The organism is Tenuifilum sp. 4138str, assembly GCF_041102575.1.
Taxonomy (GTDB): domain Bacteria; phylum Bacteroidota; class Bacteroidia; order Bacteroidales; family Tenuifilaceae; genus Tenuifilum; species Tenuifilum osseticum.
The window spans coordinates 312,463-333,992 of sequence record NZ_JBGCUE010000002.1; the positions used below are offsets into that span (position 1 = coordinate 312,463).

Consider the following 21,530-nt stretch of genomic DNA (forward strand, 5'->3'; position numbering starts at 1 on the left):
TAACTACTCCCAACTTTTGCGTTGCACGTAATACTTTTTCCAAAGAACAATACTGAAAGGTTGCATCGCAATGTGAAAGTATGACAAAGAGCAATTGCAAGAAAATCAATCAAAAATGGATTAAGGAATGCAGGTATAAAGAGATGCTTCGGCGAGCTTAGCAGGACAAAAACATTAACCACATTGAAATATGAATTTGAGAGCTGAAAATTTTAACCGGACTCAACATGGTCATTTTTTATCCATTCTATTAAAATAAAAAAACCGGTCCACGCAGGACCGGCTTTGAAATAACCTTACAGCTTAAAAAACTCAATTTGCTCACTTAACCGTTGAGCCTCATAGGCCAATTGGGATGCATTCTGTGACATCGACTCAGCCGCCGAGGCGTTTTGCTGGGTAAGCTGGTTTAACTGCTGAATGGCGTTATTTACCTGGTTAGCCCCATTGGCTTGCTCAACGCTAGCGGCAATAATTTCCTGTACTAGGGTAGTGGTTTTGTCCACAATCGGGATGGTGTCCTGCATAATCTTTCCCGCTTCGGACGAGAGGGTATAGCTCTGGTTTGCAAGCCTAACAATTTCCTCAGCGGCAGCCCTACTCTTTTCTGCCAGCTTTCGAACTTCGCCTGCCACAACCGCAAAACCTTTCCCGTGCTCTCCAGCCCTGGCAGCCTCCACTGCTGCATTTAAAGCTAATATGTTGGTTTGGAAGGCAATCTCATTAATTATGTTTATTTTTTCCATAATTGCCCGGTTTGCCTCCACTACCTGTATCGACTTGTCAGAAACATGCTTAATGCTTCTGTTAGCCTCTTCAAAGATAGCACCCGTACTTTTTGCATTATCGCTGTTCTGAGCAATATTTGCCGATATCTGTTCAATGGTTGAGGCAATTTCCTCCACTGACGAGGCTTGCTCGTTGGCGCTCTCAGCCATTCGTTCCGATGTTTCACTGGTAACAGCACCAGAGTCGTTTATGGTCTCGATGCTCGATTGAACATCGGCTATGACTCCGCGAAGCTTTTTAATAACTTGCTCAGTGGCCAAAAGCATTTCCCCTATCTCATCGTTGGCTCTCTTCAAATTCTCTAATTCATGGGTATTAAGCTTGCCATCGGAAAGGTTAAAAATAACCCTCTGCATCTGTTTTATGGAAAGGTTCATGGAGCGCCCAATTGCAAATGATATTGCAATAAAAAGGGTTAAGCTGATTACCAGTATTACAATGGTACTGGCAAAAGAACTATTAAACCCACTTATTGTTGAATCAAACGCTTTGTTAGCCTGCTCCTTGCTGTGCTTTACAAGCCCTTCAAGTTGGTCCCTAAGGGTGTTAAAACTTGTTACCATCCGGTTGATATCATTGGTAACCGACTCGGAGAAAGCACCCTTAATCATGGCATCGGAGGTTTTAAAAGCAAGGCTGTAGTAATCCTTAACCTGCTTTTCAATACCAATTACATCTAACTCTTTACCCACCTGATTCTTCTTAATGGAATCAAGCTGACTAAGTATGGTCTGATAACGAGTGTTTGTTTCATTTAACTTCTCGTTATCGGCAGCAGCTACAGCGTCCTGAAATTCGCGTTGAAGGTTTATAAGCTCAAAGTTTAGGGCATTTGTCAACTCCACAAAAGGCATGTATCCATATTCGATTTTTGAAATCGACCTTTTGCTGGTTACGCTAAGAATTTGAAATAAAATTATTACCACAAGAAAAATAAGCACAAAGAGAGCAGGGAAAAGCATCAGCTTATGTCGTATTTTAAGATTTTGTAGCATAGCACTACTTGTTTACCGTTAACACTTTAACCCCTGACACATCGGCATTTGCCGATACATAGCCAATGGCTCCTGCATTTCGTTTAACAAAATCAACCACTTCGGCATCGGTGTTTTTTTCAATGGGCGGAGTGCCCTTACCTGCAAAAACATACTGTTGCCAGTAACTCTTTATGGCCGATACCGATTTGCCATGGATGTTATTTGAAAAATCTTCCCTTACGCCTGATTTTGCCGATAAGTCAACAGGAACAACAGCATCACCATTTGTCCACTTGGTTTCCTTTTTCAGGAAGTAATCCGAGATCTCCTTGGCTGTAAGCGAACTTACAGTATTTGACTGATTTACAATCACCTTAAATGATTGTGCCTGTAAGGTAAGGCCTATGCATACCAGTACAGCAAGTATTGCTAATCGTTTCATGGTGTTGTCATTTAACATTCGTTCCGATTTTGCTGCTTATTCCTAAAATGAAACTACAAGCGACATTTGGGCATAGTTGTAATCGTAATCCTTCCAAAGCCTATTGGCAATGTCAGTTATCTGTCGGCCAAATACTCGTTTGTACTCCAACTTTAGTAAGGTTTCGAATCGTGGGCGTATTGCAATACCCAGCGTGGCTGCTGTTGTAGGTAAACCTACCTTATTAACATTTACATCCTCAATAAAATCGTAACGTAGGAATGGTTTATAAACATCGCCATCCCATATTAGTTCGCCATAATAAGCTTTGTACTCGTTAACAATATGCTCGCCAAGAATAGCGTCGGTTTTGGGAGTTGTTTCCTGTTTACCTGCCCAGTACTCGGCATTTAGCTTAAGGTTGCTTACCTGAAGATGCGCGTCAAAGCCATAGGTGTACTTGGTTGAGGGGTAGTAGATAAAATCGCCCTGATTATTTTGGGTAACCTGTTGGGCATCGGCTTTAAAGTAGTTAGCGCCAAGGGTAAAGGCGTTGTTCAGTGTGGCATAAACCCTTGCAGTACCACACATGTACTTATTAATTTTATCGTTCTCAGTATCGTAGAATCCAAACGATGGGTATGAATCCTCCTGAGCCTGAATGCTCAATACGCCCGACTCAAAGTGATTGATATACGGATATGTACCTAAGGTAAAATTATAGCCAAACTTAAGGCTACCTCCACTACCCAAATTTCCATGTAAATGTAAGCCGCTTATACTTTGAGGAAATAAAAAGTGGTGCGAAACCAACATGGGAACAACTCCACTAGGGTTAAGCGGAGCATAAAAGTAAAGGTTAACCGGGCTCAGCGGTGTAAGAAAACGACCTGCCCCTAACTTTAGGGCATCGCTAAAATTATACTGGGCATAAGCCTCAACAAATATTTGGCTTACATGGAAAGTGAAATGGGTGTAAACAAGGGTAGTTTTAAACTCTAATTTATCAACTGGTTTATAGTTGGCCAAAAAACCAACCTCCGAAAGCCCAACAGCCCAATCCTTTTTTAGGTTTATACAGTCCGAGTACTCTGCAACGGCGTTAATATAACCCGTTACATGTATACGTTGCTCAGTTTCGTCCTGCGCCATACCACCATAGCACAAAAACGAGAGTGAGGCTAAAACTGGTAGTAAATGCTTTGTTTTCATAGGCAACTTGGTTTTTTGTTTAACTGATATTTAGTTTATCAAACAAACTGAGAGCTTGTTATTATTAAGTTTTTGTTAAATTTAGAAAATTTTTAAAGTAATTCAAATAACCGCTTATCAATATTCTATTGTCAGTAAAATATAATTGCCATTAAATTGATTTACTGAATAATACAAAATATTGATTTTTGTCATCTTTTTTAAAACTATAACCGATTTTTTATTCGAGATCTTAGATCTTTATGAAAAGCCGATTGTCCAAAAAAATCCAGATGCAAGAAATAGTAAATCGGGCAATAGGGCTTATACTTATTTCCCTCCTGAGCAGGCTGCTGCCATGACTTTCTCTGTCAAGGACAAAAGTGCTATAAGAGCAATGAGATACTTCGGCAAACTCAGCATGACAAAGTGGGTAAGGGAGCCAATGGTGTTGTCATTCAGAGCTAGTCGAGGAATCTCATTAAAGGGATGAAAGAACAAAGGGATGCTTCGACTAGCTCAGCATGACAATAGTTTCACGAACAACGAGCAACGAACAACGAACAACACTTCCCGCCCCGTAGGGGCGTAATATTTGTAACCCTATGGCTACTCCCGCATGTAAAGTTTGATTTGTCCCAATAGGGCGATTAATACAGCACTCTTCTGGAGGTGAGTGCACAAGCGAAAGTTCTCCTTCGTTTCGCTTAGAATGACAAGGTAGATTCTTATTATTGAATCCTGTTTAACGGTTCACGGTTCACGTTTAACAGAGGTCAATACAAATCCTACGTCCTTTAACTTTTATCTTTTAACTTTTAACTTTAACTAGAACCTATTCAACCAGCGGTAGCGGCGGGCGCTGTCGCCAAGCTTCATGCCTAGCATAAGTTCATGCGAACCTGCCTTGGAAAAGGTTGATACATCGGTAAAGTTATAGTCAAAGGCGTAGCCAAAGTAGAACTGCTGGTACTTAACCCCAACCATGGTAATAACAGCTCCAGTAGAACGTATTGATACACCTGCCCAGTAATCGTTCTTGTAGTATCCCTTGATGTTTAGATCAGCACCAAACTGGAAACGCTCATTGGTTGTTAAAAGAAACGATGGCTCAATGGCAAAATCGCTTCGGTAGGGTTGATACCTGTACCCTCCCACAAGATAATACTGCCTTAGCAGCCGGTATGCCACCTCAGAGCTACCTCCTCCAAATTGAATGAAGCTCTGGAAAAGCGAAGTAGCCGAAAATCCAACATAGTACTTTTGTGTGCTAAGCAATACCCCAAAGTTGGCATCGGGAGCAAACTTTGATGTTTTACCCATCAACAGGGGGTCGTTGGTTTGATCGTACCCATCAATGGCATTAACATTAGCTTTAAACTGAAAGCTGGTAAGCGATGCCCCAAGGCTAAGCTGGTAATCGCGCATGTAAATATGGTAGGCATACGTAGCCTGAAATCCGGTACGATGTATTCGGCCATTGTTATCGTTGAAAACAAATGCTCCAAGGCCAACCCTACCGCTAGGGCGACGCCTGCGTACACGGGTTTTTATAAGACGGCTCCTGTTGCGGAAGCTGGTTTTCAGTATACGGGTCTGAGCGCTTAAGGCATAGGTACTAGGAGCCTCAGAGTAGCCAATCCATTGCTGACGTGCTGTTAGGTTAACAGCGGTTACCCCCTCGGCTCCTGCCACGGCAGGATTTACCAGGAAGGGATCGAGCATGTACTGGCTGTATAGGGGTTGCTGCTGGCCTTTTACCGCACCTGCCACTCCCATCAGAGCCATAACAGCAACTATTCCTATGTGTTTGTTTTTTCTCATTAATACTTGTTTATATTCCAGATTCAAGATTTCAAATTTCCAAAATTGCTCCGCTTGAAGTTAAAGGTTTAAGGTTCAAGGTTAAAGGTTAAAATATGTGTCGTAAATTTATTATTTTTACTATCAACCATCAACTAACAACTAACGACCATCAACCATCAACCATCAACTACCTAATAACCGTTACGCTACCCTTGTACTCGTACTTCTTTTCGCCAACAGTGAATACAATGATGTAGTGATACGAATCCATGGGTAACTCCTTGCCGTTCAAATCCTTTCCATCCCAGGGTTTGTATGTACCCTTGCTGCTCCATACCATTTTCCCCCAACGGTTGAAAACCTTTACGTCAACATCGGTTATATAACCTCGCAGGTCTTGCCCCTTGTAGGGTGCTGGGAACTCCCACATGTCGTTTACGCCATCCTTGTTGGGCGTAAAGGCTGCAGGAATGCGCAGGTTGCTGTAATCGGCAGCCGAAACCTGAATGGTATCGGAGTTGGAACATCCATAGTTATCGGTTACCTTTACCCAAATGGTTTGGTCTCCACTTTGGCCATCAACCGTAATGCTTGGAGTAATGGCACCGGTGCTCCAGTCGTAAACCGTAAAATCGGGGTTGTACACATCGAGCAGTAGGGTTTGGTTGGCAAACAGGGTGGTATCGTTACCTAAATCAACCACAGGAAGTGGCCTAACGGTTACCTCGGTTATATCGTAGGAACAGCTGTAGTTTGAGTTAACCAGCCTAACGGTGTAGGTTCCGCTCTCGCCGGTATAGTAAACCTGGTTAGTATTTCCATCCTGCCACAGGTAATGGATAAACCCACTACCGGGGTCAAGCGCAGCAATGTTACCAATACAAACATTAAGCTCATCGGGGATGTTGTTGGTAATGGGTATAAATATCTCAGGGGTATTCAGTACCACATTAACGGTGTAGGGGTTTCCGGTGCAGCCATAATCGGTATGTTCAACCACCGTAAGGGTGTAAATGCCACCCTTCATTCCCTCGCGCCAGAGGATATCAATTGAATCGCCTCGCGCCAGGAGGTTGTAATCGGTTCCCTGCTGCAGGATATTGCCATCGGGGTCGGTTATAGTCCACTGGAAATCTGATATGCCATTAAAGCCCTTAACACCGTAACGCTCAGTATGGCCAACACAGGCCATGGGTAAATCGGGTTGTTGAGCCTGTACTGCTATACCCGCAAGGGTAAAAAGAAGGGGTAGTATGTAGCGTAACCTTTTCAAAACTAAAACTTTCTGTTTGTTACTAACACATTATATGTAACCAGAGTGCTTTTTAAAAAACCCGGCCAGGCCAAGCCCGGCCGGGAAAATTTTATTAATCCTAGTAATTGAAAGCGTTAGGAATATGGTAAACAGGACCGGTAACAGGAGTTGGGTTAACAATAAATACTACCTGGTTATCGGTGAAAGCGTAGCTGGTCAAACCATCTATATAATCAGACTTTTGGCTGATAGCTGAAATAATACCATCGGCAACAGCACCAGCGTCAGAAGCTTTCTTAAAGGTGTAGGTGTAACGGGTTCTATTGTTATTGCTAATGGTAAGTGCAGATGAATTGAAAGTATAAGTAAAGTTGGGAGTTGCTGCGGTAAAACCAACGGTTCCAGATTTTGCCTTGGCAGCAAGAGTAAAGTCAACAAATGTTGAATTGGTTGAAACGGTTGCTAGCACGGCACCTGAGCCATCAATCTCCTCAACAAGTTCTTCCACTGAAAAAGCATAGGCGGCAAGTGCATCAGGAACGTTTTCAGTGATGTTTAATGTAATTGTCTGAGCAGCTTGGTCGCCGCAAAAAGCAGTAGCGTCAGCTGTTGAACAGGTTGCGGCTGGGGCAGCAACAACGTTAATAGTGGTTGTGCGGGGTGTAGCATCCTCGCATCCAATAAGGGTGTTACGCTCAGTTACATCTACAGTGTAAACACCCACTGCGGGGTTGGTGAACTCAACCCAGTTCTGGGCAACATAAGTGTTCGATACCACAGGAGCTGTTGCAGTTAATCCAGAAAATACAAAACGCCATTCAGAATTTGCTCCAAGGTTTGAGTTTGTAGCAGCTACATACGATGGGCTATAGATAGGATCAGGCATAACGTACAAACGGAAAGTACGACCAGCAGTTTGGTACATTGCAGTTGCCTCATCTTCGCTATAGTCAGTAAGGATTTGCGCGAAAGCGCCCGAAAACATGAACAATGCTATTACAAGCAGTGCCATTCTCATGAGTGTTGATCTTTTCATAGTTCTAAAATTTAGTGGTTTATAATTAAATGAATTCAAAATTTGTTTCGTGTTTAAAATTTCTGTAGTAAAACCCCCATGCGGGGTGGTAAGCTCATTAGCCCGCATGGCCGGCTACGGTGACCGGTTGCTGCGGGGGGTCAGTTTCTCCTTATTTCGGTTATGCCTGCGCATATACTCTCCGTTTTAATCACTGTGGCTATTTACGGTTCTGCTCCCAAAAGGTTCCAATACATTGGTGGTTTGTTGCTAATTTTTGACCAACAGCATTATAGCTTTGGTAAGCAACTTTTCCATAACTCCACAGAACGTTTTATCGTAATAAACAATATTGATGCCATTGTTTTTATTTATCTGTTTTTGTGCTTATTACAAAATGTATATTATAATTTTTGTCCGCAAATATGTTTTAGTGTTGTTTTTTTACTGTCCGAAAATGGGAGAGGTTGGCAGTTGTTGGTTGATGGTAAACAGTAAAAGCGAACAGGCGTAAAAACTACTTCTTTGTCATGCTGAGCTTGCCGAAGCAACCCTTTGTACCTCCATTTACTAAATCCCATTTAGATTGGTTTTACAGCAATCGCTCTTTACCATGTTTTTCCGTTGCGATGCAAAGCTTCACCCTTGCTCTTTGGCTAAGTATTGCGTGCATCGCAAGACATACGGGAGTAGTCATGGAGTTACAAATGTTTAGCCCCTACGGGGCTGGAGACGTTGTTCGTTGCTCGTGAATCGTTGATCGTTGTTTGTGGAAAATGACCTCACCCCAAACCCCTCTCCTGACAGGAGAGGGGAGCGAAATAAGGAAGCTTTATCGTGGGTTAAAGTCTCCCCTCTCAGGGGAGATTTAGAGGGGTCGTCTAGGTTGAATGTAGAAAACGACTTCATCCCAGCCCTTTTCCCTGAGAGGGAATAGAGCGGAAGAAGCAGGCAGTGGCATAAAACCTGACCCGTAAATGGGTCGGGGGTGGAACGTGGCGGTGGGCTTAGTAAGCGATACCATATGAGTCAAGCCGCAGGCGTGGCGAATTGTATCGCGTGGCAGTTCCACCCACGGGGCACCCATCGGGTCTGGCTTTTCAGCCTTGATTTTCTTTGGTTCTTTCTTGTATCAAGACAAGAAAGAACGTGTGAAAGGTCCTTTGCCATGTTTTTAAGTTGCGATGCAAAGTTTCACCCTTGCTCTTTGACTTAACAATTGTGTGCATCGCAAAACATAGGGGAGTAGTCATGGAGTTACAAATGTTTAGCCCCTACAGGGCTGAAGGCGGTCTTCGTTGCTCGTTATTCGTGAATAGCACGTCACATACTCTGTGTAACACAGTGTAGCATTGTGTAACTCTGTGATACTCGCTGTTGCTCGTTGCTCATGAGATGGTTGTCATGCTGAGCTTGCCGAGGCATCTCATTGTTCTTTCACTCCTTTAATCCCTTTTTTTTAATTTTAAGGCATTCGCTCTTTGCAATGCTTTACTTTTGCGATGCAAAGCTTCACCCTTACTCTTTGGCTTAAGTATTGCGTGCATCGCTATACGTGTGGGAGTTGTCATGGGGTTACAAATGTTTCGCCCCTACGGGGCTGGAGGAGTTGTCCGTGTAATTGACCTCACCCCATGCCCCTCTCCTGACAGGAGAGGGGAAAAGCAATTAGGAAACCTTATTGCAGGGCTAAAGTCTCCCCTCTCAGGGGAGATTTAGAGGGGTCAGGGCGCAATGTCAATAAATCCTAAGACTATACACCACCACGCTGCACACTGAACACTGTACACGGTAAACCATAAACAAACCTCTGCTACCCCCAAAAAAGCCGGCTTAGATGCCGGCTTTTGAGTTACTGTGCCTTATTAACATTCCCTGTTAGGCGGAGTATTAATGTTGAGTTACGGGGATCGTTGGTAATAACTGTAATGGTTTTTCCCTGTCGGCCGGAGTATCCAGCTGTTCGGAACGAAGCTGATATCTCAGTGGATTCACCTGGCTTAAGCACACTCTTAGATGGGGTTGCGGTTGTACAACCACAGCTTGCCTTAATCTTGCGGATAATTAAATCGGTTTTGCCTGTATTCTTGAGAACAAAATCGTAGTTTACGGGGTCGCCCGATTTAACCGTTCCAAAATCGTACTGTAGGGTATTGAACTCAGCCTTGGGCGCATTTTCCAAATCCTTCTGCGTAAGCTTTGAAAAATCCTCCTCAATGCTTGCGGTAATGGTTATTGGACTGGTGTTCATAGCTTTATCGTTAACGGAAATTGTAAACCTATCAACAATAAAGCCCCACTCCTCCCGCTTATCGGGGTTATAGGTAAGCACAATGGCGCCAAACTGGTTTGGTTTAACCACCTCGGGTACCACTTTCACCTGCATAAAGTTCATTCCCTGTGTGTTGGCCTTAACTGTTACAGGTGCACTTGATTTATTAATGAACTTTATGGTATCGGTATAGGTACGGCCTAAGAATATTCTACCCAAGGCAAAATGTATTTTTTCGAACTTAAGCTCGTCGCCAATAGGGGTTACATAGATTTCGTCAATGGTTTTAACATGCGGAATAACCTCGCCCTTAATCTGGAGAATTACCGTTGGTGTTTCGGCGTTGGAGTATATGGTTACGGTTTTTGCAAATGGACCTGGACGTCCGGCTGGATTGTAACCTACTTTTATTTTTCCTCCCTTCCCGGGTGCTATGGGTTCCTTAGGCCATTCAGGGGTTGTGCATCCACACGATGTAGCCACGCGCTGAATGATTAGTGGGGCATTCCCTGTATTGGTAAACTCAAAGGAATAGTATGCTACCCCATCATCTTCCTTTATTTTGCCGTAATCGTAGGTACTTGTTTTAAAGTTGATTTTTGGAACTGCATTCTGCGCTGCAACTGAAAATGCAAAAGCAGCTAAAACTGAAATTGTCAATAACTTCTTCATGATCAATATGTTTGAAACGTTTACAATTCTCTACTTACAAATTTATAAAACAGATTTCTAAAATCGCATAAATGTAAATGTTTTATCATCAACATATATTCCAAAAACATTACTAAATTTGTTAAAAATGTTTTAAAATGAGTATTGCACACCTTGTTTTGCTTTTGTTTATTGGGCTAACCGCAGGTTTTGTGGGTGGTGCTTTAGGCCTTGGCGGAGGGATAATTATTGTTCCAGCTTTAATCTATCTGCTAAATTTTACCCAGCACGAGGCGCAGGGAACCAGCCTAATGGTTTTGCTCTTTCCTGTGGGAATTTTTGCTGTTGTAAACTACTACCGTGCTGGATTTATCGATTGGAAACTTGCACTGATTCTAATGGTAGGTGTTGTAATTGGCAGCTACTTTGGCTCAATGGTATCCATTAACATCCCGGCCGAAACACTCCGGAAGATTTTCGGGTTTTTCATTGTTTTAGTTGGCATTAAGATGATTTTAGGGCGATGATTTCAAAAAGCGATAGTGAAAACATACTGGTGGAATACCGCCGCCACCTTCACAAACACCCAGAACTCTCGTTTCAGGAGGTAAAAACATCAAGCTACATCAAACAGATTTTTGCAACCGAAGGTGTGAGGGTTGAGGATTTTGGTACACATCACAGCTTTGCAGCAATAGTTGAAGGCAAATTGCCTGGGAAAACATACGGGCTAAGGGCGGAACTCGATGCGCTACCAATTACAGAGACCAGCGGTGTTGCTTTTGCTTCGGTTAACCCCAACGTAATGCATGCTTGCGGCCACGATATGCACATGGCTATTGCCATAGGTGTTACGTTAAGCCTTTATAGGCAAAGGGATAAACTAAAAGGACGTTTTGTCGCAATTTTTGAATCGGGCGAGGAGGTTTTGCCCGGCGGAGCGCAAACCATAATTCAAACTAAGCTATACAATGAACTTAAACCCGACGCCATGTTCGGCGTTCATGTACTTCCAGAACTTGAAGTTGGGAAAATAGGTGTTTGCCCCGGAAAATACATGGCCTCGGGCGACGAGGTGTACATTACTGTAAAAGGGAAGGGAGGGCATGCTGCCCTACCCCACCTGCTTATCGACCCAATTATATGTGCTGCAGAAATTGTCCTTGGCTTGCAAACACTGGTTAGCCGAAAGGCTCCAACGCTTATACCTACTGTGCTATCGTTTGGCCGTATTGAGGCCAATGGCGCTACAAATATTATACCCGACGATGTTAGCATTTCCGGAACCTTCCGTACAATGGACGAGCAATGGCGCGAGGAAGCTCATAACCTCATACAACAAACCGCAACCGGAATAGCGGCATCACATGGTGCAAAGTGCGAGGTTGAAATCCGTAAGGGCTATCCATCAATATTCAACAACCCCGAACTAACACAGCTTGTTAAGCAGACTGCTACTGAACTGCTTGGAAATGATAAAGTGGTTGACCTTGAGCCCCGCATGACCACCGACGATTTTGCATACTTCAGCAACCTTACACCATCGGTATTCATTAGGCTTGGTGCTGGTTTTCCTGGTTCTGATAATCCACAGCTTCATAGGCCCAACTTTAATCCCTCCGAGGGGGCCATTGGCATAGCCCATAGCTTGCTCACAAAAATTTTACTAACCCTAATGAAGTAGTTCTATGACTTTAGGTAGGAATTTTTTGTTAGCTCTGTTTTTTATCCTCTTACAAGTTAAAACGCTTTACTCACAATCGGAATTCAGCAAGGTAGAGACAGACTACTACACCAGTTTTATCAACTACTACCAGTCCGATGGAATATGCTCGTACGAATTTACTGATATTATCCAGGACGGAATGGGGCTGATGTGGTTTGCCACACAGGATGGACTAATGCGATTTGATGGTAACAATTTTAAAACCTACCGGGGAGGAAAAACAAAAGGTCAATTACCGCACAGCGTTGTAAGTTCACTTGCTCTGGATAAGCAGAAAAACCTTTGGGTTGGCACTAAAGGCGGACTATGTGTTTACCATCCAGAATCCGACACCTTTGAACGGGTTGATTCCCTATTTGGTAAACCGCTGCAGGGACACCGCTGGGTAAGTGATATCTATGTGGATAGTAAAGGAAGGTTATGGGTAGATAGGCACAATGGAACGCTCAACTGCATTGACTTTGACGCTAAAACTGTTGAAACCTTTCAGCACGAATATGTCTACAATGAAATATACTACTTCCACGCCATAACCGAACTTGGCGATGGTGTAATGCTGGGAGGTGGTTCTGCTCATCTTACCTGGTTAACCCGAAATCCCGATAAATGGAATACTTACCCTAGTGTTGAAACCATTATAAACAACGAAAAAATTACTATTGCAGGAACTGCAAATTTTTACGACGATGGCTCCGATTATATCTGGGTAGCAAACTTTGCCGATAATGCGTACCGAATCCACAAGAAAACCATGGAGCGAACCCCACTTCCCCTACCATCGGTTTACACCATTTGCCCTAACGGCGATGGAAAGGTATGGATGGGTGGCTACCACTTTGGGGCTGTACTTTACAACCCATCGACAAACACGGCTACCCGCTACATTAGGTTGGAGGGTAATCCTCAATCGCTGGCAGGTAACATGATCCTGGTAATTTACCGCGATAATCAGGGGAACACATGGTTTGGCACCAACAATGGTTTATCGCTACTAACAACCTTTGCCCGAAAATCGACTCATCTCCGAAAAATTGCCGACGTTAACAGTCTGCCATCAAACCAAATTACCTGTATGTTGCCTGAATACCCAAAAGGTTTATGGTTGGGTACCCAAAACAAGGGACTCGTTTTCGTTGATTTTAACACCAAAAATGTTACGCGGTTCGGGTATTTTAACCAACCCGATAGCCTTGCATCAAACTGGGTTACATCCATTGCCAGAACAACCGATAACTCAATGCTTGTTACCCTTTGGAATGGATATGGTGGGGCGTTAAACCGGTTTTGGCCCGAAAAGAAACGATTTAAACGATACAATCCAGATGGCTACTACTGGTACTCCAACGTAATAACAACATCCGATGGCAAAGCGCTTTTTTCACCATGGGGAGGAGGAGTTAATGAATTTGACCCAAGAACCAATTGGGTAACATCTAGAATGTATTTCTTTAGTGAACATCTCTGCGCCAACGCTTCAGGAAATATCAATAAAATAAGTGCTTTCAACAACGGGTGGATTTTATTTGACGATGAAACAATATTAAATGTTTTAAACCCCGACACACTCACCCTGGTTCCTTTTAAACTTAGTAATGTAGATATTGGTATTCCTAAGCAAAAGCAGGTCACGTTCAATATTCAGGCAAAGAAAATGCTATTATTCAATAGCAACTTAATGATTTTAGGTAACGATAATAAAATATACCCTTTTAGCTTACCTACCCGTAAAATTGAGCCCCCGCTTCCATCGGATTTCATTTTTACAAATATTTTTGCCGATAATTATTTATATGCCCTAACCGATAGTGCATTATTCCGTTGGAACCAAGAGCGAGGGAGATTTGACCAGTTAACCTCTACCAAGCAATTTCCGGTAATAAAATCGATTGCCGATGGCAACGATACAGTTTTTCTTGGCACATCGGAAGGTGTATATGTAATGACAGAACATACTAAAACTCTCACCAAACTATTCGATGCCGATGTTCAGGCGATTACTTTCTACAAAGGATTTGCTTTGGGAGCAAGTAACAAGGGACTTTTGATGTTTAATGGCAAAGGATTAGTAAAAAGATACCTGAGCGAACAGAGTATAACCAACTTCACAATTGATAGTAGCGGAAATGTTTGGGCAACCAACTCGGAGGAGCTGTTCAGAATATCGCTTAAAACCAATAGCATTGAAACCATTGGGGCGTATCCACAAAGTAAGGATAGCTTGCCATCGGTTCAAGTGAAATCAATTGCTACCGACGCATTGGGCAATGTTTGGATTTTATCGGATGTTTGTATATCAAAATATCTACCTAAACAGAAACGATACGAGAGTTACTATGTTCCGGGAAAAAGCGCACTTCAGTCGAGCCTTGTTTACAGGATGTATGAGGACTCCAAAGGGTACATTTGGGTTGGATACACAAGGAATGGTGTAGGAGTCGATAGGATTGACCGAAGAACACATACCGTTGATCATTTCCCATACCTTCCCTACGATTCAACATCGTACCCAGCCACGAGTATGACCCACTGTATATTTGAAGATGCCAATGGAAATATGCTCTTTGGAACCGATGCTGGGTTAGCCATTCTTCAACCGGAAAGCAAGGCTTTTCGGATGATAGACACCCGACATGGGCTTCCATCATCAGTTGTTACTGCCATTTACCAGGATAGACTCGGGAATTACTGGATTGGAACCGATAAGGGCATTGCCCGTTTTAGCAAGAAGCTCAAAAGGGTCGACATAACAGGCAAAAACCTGAATTTCAGTGAGGGTTTAGTTACTGACATTGAACAATGGGGGTTCGACTCGTTAGTAGTGAGTGGTAACTTTGGCCTGTATATTTTTAATCCTTATGTACAAGGAAACGAAATACCCATGCAGGATATTAAAATTTTATCGTGCGAAACTGACTACGATACATTAACTCGCTTTCCTGCTAACAATTCAAAAATTTTTGTAAAAGCAAACCACAAATGGCTTAAAATCCATTTTACTGCATCGGACTACACTTCACCCGGAGCATTAGAGTACACATACTGGCTTCAGGGCTTTGAGGATTCTACAAGAGCCAAAAAAACTCATTCGCCTTTGGCTGAATACACAAATCTCCCCTATGGTAAATACACCTTCAAGGTTTACTATACCCGGCCCGACGGCACTAAATCAAAAAACGTTTTTGCAATCAATGTGGTTGTTGGAATGCCATTTTACCTTAGGCCATGGTTCTTCCTAATCTTTCTATTACTCTTAGCCTTATCGGTTTACATTCATGAAATACTCCGGGTTCGAAGAGTGAAAAGAAAAAAGGACGAACTTGAGCAAGCCGTAATGGAGAAAACAAAGGCGATTTTAGCACAAAACGAAGAGCTAAAAGCGCAAGCGGATCTGATTAAACAGCAAAGCAACAATTTAAAACTAAAAACATACCAGATAAACGAGAGCCTTGAGTTTTCAAAGTTACTGCAATCTAACTTAATGCCAAGCCCCGAGATTTTGTCAACCATTTTAGGTGAACACCTACTCTTTTATAAACCTAAGGATGTGGTAAGCGGCGATTTTTACTGGCTAAAAGGAAACTCCGATGAATTCATTATAGCTGTTGCCGATTGTACTGGTCATGGAGTACATGGTGGGTTTGTTAGCATGATGGATATAACACTTTTAAACGAGGTTTATACCCATTACAAAATTAATAATCCGGTTGAACTGATTATTGAAACCCACATTCACTTTAACCAGACCATTGGTGCCCAGCTACAGCTAAACGCTTCCAGCGCTCCCGTTGAAATGGATATTGCTGTATGCTATGTAAATAGAAAAAATAAAACCGCACTCTTCGCAAGCACTCATAACCCCCTGTATCACATTCAGAGGAATTTCGAAAATCCTGAGCTGAAAATTTACAAGTCGGGCGGCAAAGCAGTAGGAAACCGATGGTTCACGCCGAGCATTCCACTGGTTGAATTAAAACTAGAAAGTGGCGATATTTTAGTACTTACTACCGATGGCCTTTTCGATCAGCTATCGAAATCCGAAAAGAAGCGATTTGGTCGTAAACAGTTTGAAAGCATACTCCTGGAAAATGCCAATGGCAACCTTGATACAATCAACAAAAAGATTGAACAATGCTTTAATGACTGGCGAGGCGATAGCCAGCAAACCGATGATATTACAATAATTGGTTTTAGGATATAGCAAAAGAGCCCCCTTGTTGGAGGCTCTTAACTTTGGATGGATTCAGATATTCTTACACAAAAATTATTTGCGTTCCTTCGCCAGCTGCTAACTCGTAGAATTGGCCAATGGTGATTATATCTTTAACATGCTCGCTGAAGTCTTCCTTCTTAAGGCCAAACATTTCAACAGCAAGCTTGCAGGCATATATCTCGCCACCGCCAGCGGTAATGAGCTCAAGAAACTCATCTACTGGAGGGATATCCAGTTTTTCCATTTGGCTCTTCATCATAGCCGAAACGCCAGCTTCAACTCCGGGAAGCATTCCCAGTAAAGTAGGGAAGGGCAAACCGCCAGGCATCCGTAAACCCGGATTGCCCACAGTAGCGGTGTGTAACCTCTTCATCTGCTTTTTGGTGATAGCATCGAGGCCGAAAAAGGTGAAAAACACCTTAGCCTCAATGCCCTCCATAACTGCACCGTTTGCCATAACCAAGGCTGCATAAACATCCTCCAGGTTTGCCTTGGCGCATATTATCATCACCTTCTTAATGGGGTGATCCTGTGCATTTGCCATATTTAACTGTTTTTAGGGTTATACACAACTTGATGGTTTTGCAATTCCTGCAATACGGCTGGCCTTTTTCAGGGGTGCACCGGGAAAGAGTTCATAAAAACCTTTTGTATCAACCAACCCCGATTTGCCAATCGTGCGAATGGTGAGAGCCTCGCCCTTGAGAGTTTTCTCCCTAATAAACTCAATTACAGCAAAGTGCTTATCGGTAAGTTCTATACCTTCCTCCTTTGCTATTTCAATAGCAACCTCTTTTGTCCATTGATTTGGATCGGTCAGGTAACCATCGTCGGTTACGCTAACGGATTTGCCTGCATAAACTTTTTCTGCCATAGCTTTATTTGTTTTTGGTGATTAATTAATTTTTAGTTTTCCCAAGTTCGCCCATTACCCTTAACATAAACGAGAGAGTACGACGAACTTCGGGTTTGCTTAGTTGACGGGCAATGCCAATCAACGATTTATTGTCAATCTTTTCGTCCATTTCTATGCTGGAAAGGGTTTGGGTTACCTCAGCCAAGGCATTCATTACCTTGGGTTGAGTTAAACTACGTAACATCAACCCTACTGCTGGCATGCTCTCACGAAGGCGAACTATATCCTCCTCGGTAACGTGCTCCTTGAACTCGGCAGCGAGTAGGCCTAACTGTCTAAAGTAGTCGAAGTATCCCTTCCTGTCTAGGTCATCCAACGCCTTTGTAAAGGCAATACCGGCATCGTGAACCACAGGCGCAATATCGTGGAGGAAATCCATTAAGCTCTCGAGCATATCCATGAGCTCGCCAAAGGTCTTCACATTGCGAAGCAATTTGAAAACCAAATACCGAACATCTTCCCCATCAATCTTAATATTCTGAACAGCCAGCTCATCCACAGCAGTCTGGAAAGCGTCCTTTACTACAATGTTCAGATCCTCCACCAAATCCTCAACCACCTCGCTGCGCTGCTGCTGCTTGGCCAGCAACTCCAGCACAAGATCCATCTTGCGGTTAAGGTCATCAATTTGTTGTTGCAAATTATTCTCCATGGCTAAACAGTTATTAAAGTTCCTTACCAGCCATAGTCATTTGCGATTCAAGCGGTAGCTCTTTACCTTTCAAGAGCAGATGCCAGTATATCCAACGGAACATAACCTTTCCGTAATGATTAATCCGGGTGTTTTTAAGTAAGCCAAACGGGCCAATTCCGGGTAAGGGGTATGTTCCGGGAAGCGGCTCGGTTTCATAGTTAAAGTCGATCAGCGAACCCTTACCGAATCCTGTTTCGATGTAACAGTTGGAGTGACCATCGAACTTGGCAATTAGGGGACGACCCTCAATGGCAGCCATAAGATTCTCGAAAAGCACATCCGAAGCAAAGTGAACCACGGATCCTGCCTTTGATGTAGGGATGTTGCTGGCATCGCCAAGCACAAAAACATTCTCCCATTTCTCGGAACGTAGGGTGTACTTGTCGGTGGCAATGTAGTTCATGTCATCGCCCATACCACTGCGAGCCACCCAATCGGCGCCCATGTTAACAGGGATTATGGTTAGCAGGTCAAATTTAACCTCCCGCCCATCGTATGAAATAATCTTTTTATTTTCATCATCAACCCTTTCAAGGTAAAAGTCGGGTATGATTTGAATGTTCTTCTCCTTAAGGAGTTCCCCAAGCATTTTCGAGGATTTTGGCTTGGTAAAAGCACCTGAAAGGGGTGTGGTATAGTAAATGTTTACCTTATCGCGAATACCTTTCTTCACAAAGAACTCATCGGCAAGGAATGCAAACTCAAGCGGTGCCACCGGACACTTAAAGGGCAATTCGGCTATATTGATTACCATATCGCCACCTTCCCAAGTTTTTAGGAATGTGCTTAAGGCAACTGCTCCCTCGTGGGTATAAAAGTCGAAAATACTCTTACGCCATTCCCTACCAAGCAAACCGGGTGTCTCTGCGGGATTAATATGCGTGCCTGTGGCAACTATTAAAAAATCGTACTCCAGAATTTGCCCGTTGGTCAGGTAAACTGTGTTCTTGTCGGGTTCAACACGGTCAATATCGTTTACAATAAACTTTACGCCGGCAGGAATAAAGCTAGCCTTAGGTTTAACCACGTCGTGCTTACTGTATATCCCAAAAGGTATAAACAGGAAACCGGGCTGGTAGTAATGATTCGGGTCCTTATCCACCACAGTAATACTCCACTCATCGCGTTCCAAAACCTTACGGAGCTTATTGGCCATAATGGTTCCACCTGTACCTGCTCCTAGAATCACAATCTTCTTCATATGTCAATTATTAAATTTTGCTTAATTGTTAAAATTTTATCAATTCAAAGTACGTAAATAGTAACAAAAGTTTTAGATTTACAGCTGTTGATAAAAATCAATTCTGATATATATCAATATATGTAGATATGAATCAAAATTTTTGTCCGGGCAATATATGTGCTGAATGTGGTTTCCGTTCTTCGGTTTTTTCAAAACTGTCCGATGAGCAGCTAAATCAGCTTACCGCAAATAAAACCTTCCACTATGCTAAAAAGGGCGAAACAATAGCCAAGCAGGATAGCCCGATAAAAGGATTCATTTTCTTGCGTGTAGGGCTAGCAAAGCTAACCCGTGTAAACCCCGATGGACGTGAGCAAATCATAGGTATTGCAACTCCAAACGACTTTGTGGGCTTACTTAGCATTTTTTCATCAAAAAACTACCAGTACAACATAATAGCCATTGAGGATTGCGAGTATTGCTGTGTTGACTACAACCTGGTTATAAACTTAATTAGCACCAATGGCGATTTTGCAAAAACGCTTCTGGAAAAGATATCGCAGGTGGCCGATCTGATGATGGGAACCCGATTGGATTTGGAGCTTCGTCAGCTCCGTGGCAGGGTTGCCTTTATTATTTGCTACTTTGGGAATGAGGTTTACAAATCGCATAAATTTAGCCTTCCCATCTCCCGACGCGAGATTGCTGAACTAATTGATATGCGGGTTGAGAATGTTGTGAGGATTCTGTCGGAGTTTAGGCGCGATAACATTATTCGTATTGAGGGAACCACCATTGAAATTGTTGACCCCGAAAAGTTGCGCTGGATAAAAATGCACGGTTAAACTATAACCCTTTGATTTTTCGGGTTAGCTCTGTGGAAAAGACAAAATCGTTCAGTTCCTTATTATCACTGTCAAGAATATTTTCCTTGCTACCCTCCCACCACTTTTTCCCATTGTGGATAAAAATTACTTTATCGCCAATACCCATAACCGAGTTCATATCGTGGGTATTTATGATGGTAGTAATATTAAACTCCTCAGTAATTTCCTTAATGAGCTGATCGATAACCACTGCTGTTTTAGGATCTAAACCCGAGTTAGGCTCGTCGCAAAAAAGAAATTCAGGGTTAAGAGCAATGGCTCGAGCAATAGCAACTCGTTTCTTCATTCCTCCGCTAATCTCAGCAGGGTAAAGGTGATTTGAATTGATAATATTAACACGGTTAAGGCAAAAGTTTACCCTATCGAGTTTTTCCTCGTGGCTCATGGTTGTGAACATATCCAAGGGGAACATAACATTTTCCTCCACAGTAGCGGAATCGAAAAGGGCTGAACCCTGAAAAAGCATACCAATTGTTTGGCGTATCTTTTTCTTGTCTCTAAAATTCAGATTGTCGAATCGGGTATCGTTATAGTAGATTTCGCCGGAATCAACCTCATGCAGCCCAACAATACATTTTAGCAAAACGGTTTTACCCGATCCGCTCTGCCCAATAATCAGGTTGGTTTTTCCTTTCTCAAAGGTGGCGTTTATACCTTCTAAAACCAAACGCCCATCGAACGATTTATTTAGATTTTTAACGGTTATCACGAGAGTAAGAGTTGGGTTAGGATAAGGTTAAACAGAAGAATAAAAATACTACTCATTACTACAGCTTGGGTACTTGCCTTACCCACCTCCAGTGAGCCGCCTTGAACCCTATAGCCATAAAAGGCAGAGATCGTGGTAATCAGAAAAGCAAATACTACTGTTTTAATAAGCGAATAGGTGATGTAATACGGAATAAAGGCGTACTGAACCCCATCGATATACTCCTGGGTTGAAACAACGCCTGTAAAAACCCCAACCAACCATCCACCGGCAATCCCAACTATCATACTTAAAACGGTAAGGAAGGGGTTGAATATAATTGTGGCAATAATCTTAGGAAGTATAAGAAAGCTTGCTGAGTTGATACCCATAATCTCCAGGGCATCAATCTGCTCCGTAACCTTCATTGTTCCTATTTCTGAAGCAATATTAGAACCAACCTTTCCTGCCAGTATCAATCCAATAATTGTTGATGAGAACTCAAGCAGCATGCTATCGCGGGTACCAAGTCCTATAAGATAATTAGGAATAAAGGGATTCTCCATGTTGTATGCTGTTTGAAGGGTAATTACAGCACCCATGAAAACCGAAATAATTGTAACTATACCAATTGACTGTAGCCCTAGCTTATCAATTTCCTTAATGGTTTGCTGAAGGTAAACTCTCCGTTTTTCTGGTTTTGAAAAAACCTTTTTCAGAAGGAGTATATACTCCCCAAACATATCAATTGCAATAAGCAATTTCATAGGTGGTAATTTTATTTAATCAAACTGAAACTCCTCCAACAAAGTTAATGGTATATCCAAAAATAAGTAGCATTTAGCAACT

Annotated in this window: 18 protein-coding genes; 4 read left to right on the forward strand and 14 right to left on the reverse strand. The window is 42.7% G+C overall.

Features of this window, described 5'->3' with window-relative positions; all coding sequences use genetic code 11:
- Nucleotides 1-296: 296 nt before the first annotated feature.
- The 8 genes from AB6811_RS03235 to AB6811_RS03270 form a co-directional block, all read right to left on the reverse strand.
- Nucleotides 297-1,784, reverse strand: a complete 1,488-nt coding sequence (locus tag AB6811_RS03235) for a methyl-accepting chemotaxis protein (protein WP_369488998.1) — start codon at nucleotides 1,782-1,784, stop codon at nucleotides 297-299.
- A gap of 4 nt (nucleotides 1,785-1,788) precedes the next feature.
- A complete protein-coding gene (locus AB6811_RS03240; protein WP_369489000.1) occupies nucleotides 1,789-2,208 on the reverse strand; it encodes a hypothetical protein in 420 nt (139 codons plus the stop codon).
- A gap of 42 nt (nucleotides 2,209-2,250) precedes the next feature.
- A complete protein-coding gene (locus AB6811_RS03245; protein WP_369489002.1) occupies nucleotides 2,251-3,399 on the reverse strand; it encodes a hypothetical protein in 1,149 nt (382 codons plus the stop codon).
- Between the two features lie 807 nt (nucleotides 3,400-4,206).
- Entirely contained in the window at nucleotides 4,207-5,202 is a 996-nt protein-coding gene (locus AB6811_RS03250; protein WP_369489004.1) for a PorP/SprF family type IX secretion system membrane protein, read from the reverse strand.
- Nucleotides 5,203-5,371: 169 nt separating this feature from the next.
- Entirely contained in the window at nucleotides 5,372-6,457 is a 1,086-nt protein-coding gene (locus tag AB6811_RS03255; protein WP_369489006.1) for a T9SS type B sorting domain-containing protein, read from the reverse strand.
- 100 nt (nucleotides 6,458-6,557) lie between these two features.
- Nucleotides 6,558-7,475, reverse strand: coding sequence for a hypothetical protein (locus AB6811_RS03260; protein WP_369489008.1), 918 nt, complete (start codon nucleotides 7,473-7,475; stop codon nucleotides 6,558-6,560).
- Between the two features lie 847 nt (nucleotides 7,476-8,322).
- Complete coding sequence (locus AB6811_RS03265) at nucleotides 8,323-8,541, reverse strand: hypothetical protein (RefSeq protein WP_369489010.1); 219 nt, start codon at nucleotides 8,539-8,541, stop codon at nucleotides 8,323-8,325.
- 765 nt (nucleotides 8,542-9,306) lie between these two features.
- Entirely contained in the window at nucleotides 9,307-10,398 is a 1,092-nt protein-coding gene (locus AB6811_RS03270; RefSeq protein ID WP_369489012.1) for a DUF1573 domain-containing protein, read from the reverse strand.
- Between the two features lie 137 nt (nucleotides 10,399-10,535).
- On the opposite strand from AB6811_RS03270, the gene AB6811_RS03275 reads away from it, so the two are divergent.
- The 3 genes from AB6811_RS03275 to AB6811_RS03285 are packed head-to-tail and all read left to right on the forward strand — an operon-like array spanning nucleotide 10,536 to nucleotide 16,301.
- Nucleotides 10,536-10,904: a sulfite exporter TauE/SafE family protein gene (locus AB6811_RS03275; RefSeq protein WP_369489013.1), complete on the forward strand. Its 369-nt coding sequence runs from the start codon at nucleotides 10,536-10,538 to the stop codon at nucleotides 10,902-10,904.
- On the forward strand, nucleotides 10,901-12,061 hold the full coding sequence (locus AB6811_RS03280; RefSeq protein WP_369489014.1) for a M20 metallopeptidase family protein: 1,161 nt from the start codon (nucleotides 10,901-10,903) through the stop codon (nucleotides 12,059-12,061). Before AB6811_RS03275 ends, AB6811_RS03280 begins: the two co-directional genes overlap by 4 nt.
- Before the next feature lie 4 nt (nucleotides 12,062-12,065).
- On the forward strand, nucleotides 12,066-16,301 hold the full coding sequence (locus AB6811_RS03285; protein ID WP_369489015.1) for a two-component regulator propeller domain-containing protein: 4,236 nt from the start codon (nucleotides 12,066-12,068) through the stop codon (nucleotides 16,299-16,301).
- 52 nt (nucleotides 16,302-16,353) lie between these two features.
- On the opposite strand, the gene AB6811_RS03290 is transcribed toward AB6811_RS03285, so the two are convergent.
- The 4 genes from AB6811_RS03290 to sqr are packed head-to-tail and all read right to left on the reverse strand — an operon-like array spanning nucleotide 16,354 to nucleotide 19,124.
- A complete protein-coding gene (locus AB6811_RS03290; RefSeq protein WP_369489016.1) occupies nucleotides 16,354-16,857 on the reverse strand; it encodes a DsrE/DsrF/DrsH-like family protein in 504 nt (167 codons plus the stop codon).
- Nucleotides 16,858-16,875: 18 nt separating this feature from the next.
- Nucleotides 16,876-17,187: a TusE/DsrC/DsvC family sulfur relay protein gene (locus AB6811_RS03295; protein ID WP_369489017.1), complete on the reverse strand. Its 312-nt coding sequence runs from the start codon at nucleotides 17,185-17,187 to the stop codon at nucleotides 16,876-16,878.
- A 25-nt stretch (nucleotides 17,188-17,212) separates the two neighbouring features.
- A complete protein-coding gene (locus AB6811_RS03300; protein WP_369489018.1) occupies nucleotides 17,213-17,881 on the reverse strand; it encodes a helical membrane plugin domain-containing protein in 669 nt (222 codons plus the stop codon).
- 13 nt (nucleotides 17,882-17,894) lie between these two features.
- A complete protein-coding gene (gene sqr / locus AB6811_RS03305) occupies nucleotides 17,895-19,124 on the reverse strand; it encodes a type III sulfide quinone reductase, selenoprotein subtype (RefSeq protein WP_369489019.1) in 1,230 nt (409 codons plus the stop codon).
- A 128-nt stretch (nucleotides 19,125-19,252) separates the two neighbouring features.
- On the opposite strand from sqr, the gene AB6811_RS03310 reads away from it, so the two are divergent.
- Nucleotides 19,253-19,951 carry a Crp/Fnr family transcriptional regulator gene (locus AB6811_RS03310; RefSeq protein WP_369489020.1) on the forward strand — a complete coding sequence of 233 codons (699 nt, stop codon included), beginning with the start codon at nucleotides 19,253-19,255 and terminating at the stop codon, nucleotides 19,949-19,951.
- 1 nt (nucleotide 19,952) lies between these two features.
- Here AB6811_RS03310 and AB6811_RS03315 read toward each other — a convergent pair whose 3' ends face one another.
- Entirely contained in the window at nucleotides 19,953-20,702 is a 750-nt protein-coding gene (locus AB6811_RS03315) for an ABC transporter ATP-binding protein (protein WP_369489021.1), read from the reverse strand.
- Nucleotides 20,699-21,448 carry an MlaE family ABC transporter permease gene (locus tag AB6811_RS03320; protein WP_369489022.1) on the reverse strand — a complete coding sequence of 250 codons (750 nt, stop codon included), beginning with the start codon at nucleotides 21,446-21,448 and terminating at the stop codon, nucleotides 20,699-20,701. The genes AB6811_RS03315 and AB6811_RS03320 overlap by 4 nt, the downstream gene beginning before the upstream one ends.
- Nucleotides 21,449-21,530: the final 82 nt, after the last annotated feature.

What these genes read in the sequence shown, in the direction of transcription:
- AB6811_RS03285 (WP_369489015.1), top strand. Translation starts at nt 12,066, where the DNA reads ATGACTTTAGGTAGGAATTTTTTGTTAGCTCTGTTTTTTATCCTCTTA.
- AB6811_RS03310 (WP_369489020.1), top strand. Translation starts at nt 19,253, where the DNA reads ATGAATCAAAATTTTTGTCCGGGCAATATATGTGCTGAATGTGGTTTC.
- AB6811_RS03320 (WP_369489022.1), bottom strand. Translation starts at nt 21,448, where the DNA reads ATGAAATTGCTTATTGCAATTGATATGTTTGGGGAGTATATACTCCTT.
- AB6811_RS03260 (WP_369489008.1), bottom strand. Translation starts at nt 7,475, where the DNA reads ATGAAAAGATCAACACTCATGAGAATGGCACTGCTTGTAATAGCATTG.
- AB6811_RS03250 (WP_369489004.1), bottom strand. Translation starts at nt 5,202, where the DNA reads ATGAGAAAAAACAAACACATAGGAATAGTTGCTGTTATGGCTCTGATG.
- AB6811_RS03290 (WP_369489016.1), bottom strand. Translation starts at nt 16,857, where the DNA reads ATGGCAAATGCACAGGATCACCCCATTAAGAAGGTGATGATAATATGC.
- AB6811_RS03235 (WP_369488998.1), bottom strand. Translation starts at nt 1,784, where the DNA reads ATGCTACAAAATCTTAAAATACGACATAAGCTGATGCTTTTCCCTGCT.
- AB6811_RS03295 (WP_369489017.1), bottom strand. Translation starts at nt 17,187, where the DNA reads ATGGCAGAAAAAGTTTATGCAGGCAAATCCGTTAGCGTAACCGACGAT.
- AB6811_RS03280 (WP_369489014.1), top strand. Translation starts at nt 10,901, where the DNA reads ATGATTTCAAAAAGCGATAGTGAAAACATACTGGTGGAATACCGCCGC.
- AB6811_RS03300 (WP_369489018.1), bottom strand. Translation starts at nt 17,881, where the DNA reads ATGGAGAATAATTTGCAACAACAAATTGATGACCTTAACCGCAAGATG.
- AB6811_RS03240 (WP_369489000.1), bottom strand. Translation starts at nt 2,208, where the DNA reads ATGAAACGATTAGCAATACTTGCTGTACTGGTATGCATAGGCCTTACC.
- AB6811_RS03265 (WP_369489010.1), bottom strand. Translation starts at nt 8,541, where the DNA reads ATGGGTGCCCCGTGGGTGGAACTGCCACGCGATACAATTCGCCACGCC.
- AB6811_RS03270 (WP_369489012.1), bottom strand. Translation starts at nt 10,398, where the DNA reads ATGAAGAAGTTATTGACAATTTCAGTTTTAGCTGCTTTTGCATTTTCA.
- AB6811_RS03275 (WP_369489013.1), top strand. Translation starts at nt 10,536, where the DNA reads ATGAGTATTGCACACCTTGTTTTGCTTTTGTTTATTGGGCTAACCGCA.
- AB6811_RS03245 (WP_369489002.1), bottom strand. Translation starts at nt 3,399, where the DNA reads ATGAAAACAAAGCATTTACTACCAGTTTTAGCCTCACTCTCGTTTTTG.
- sqr (WP_369489019.1), bottom strand. Translation starts at nt 19,124, where the DNA reads ATGAAGAAGATTGTGATTCTAGGAGCAGGTACAGGTGGAACCATTATG.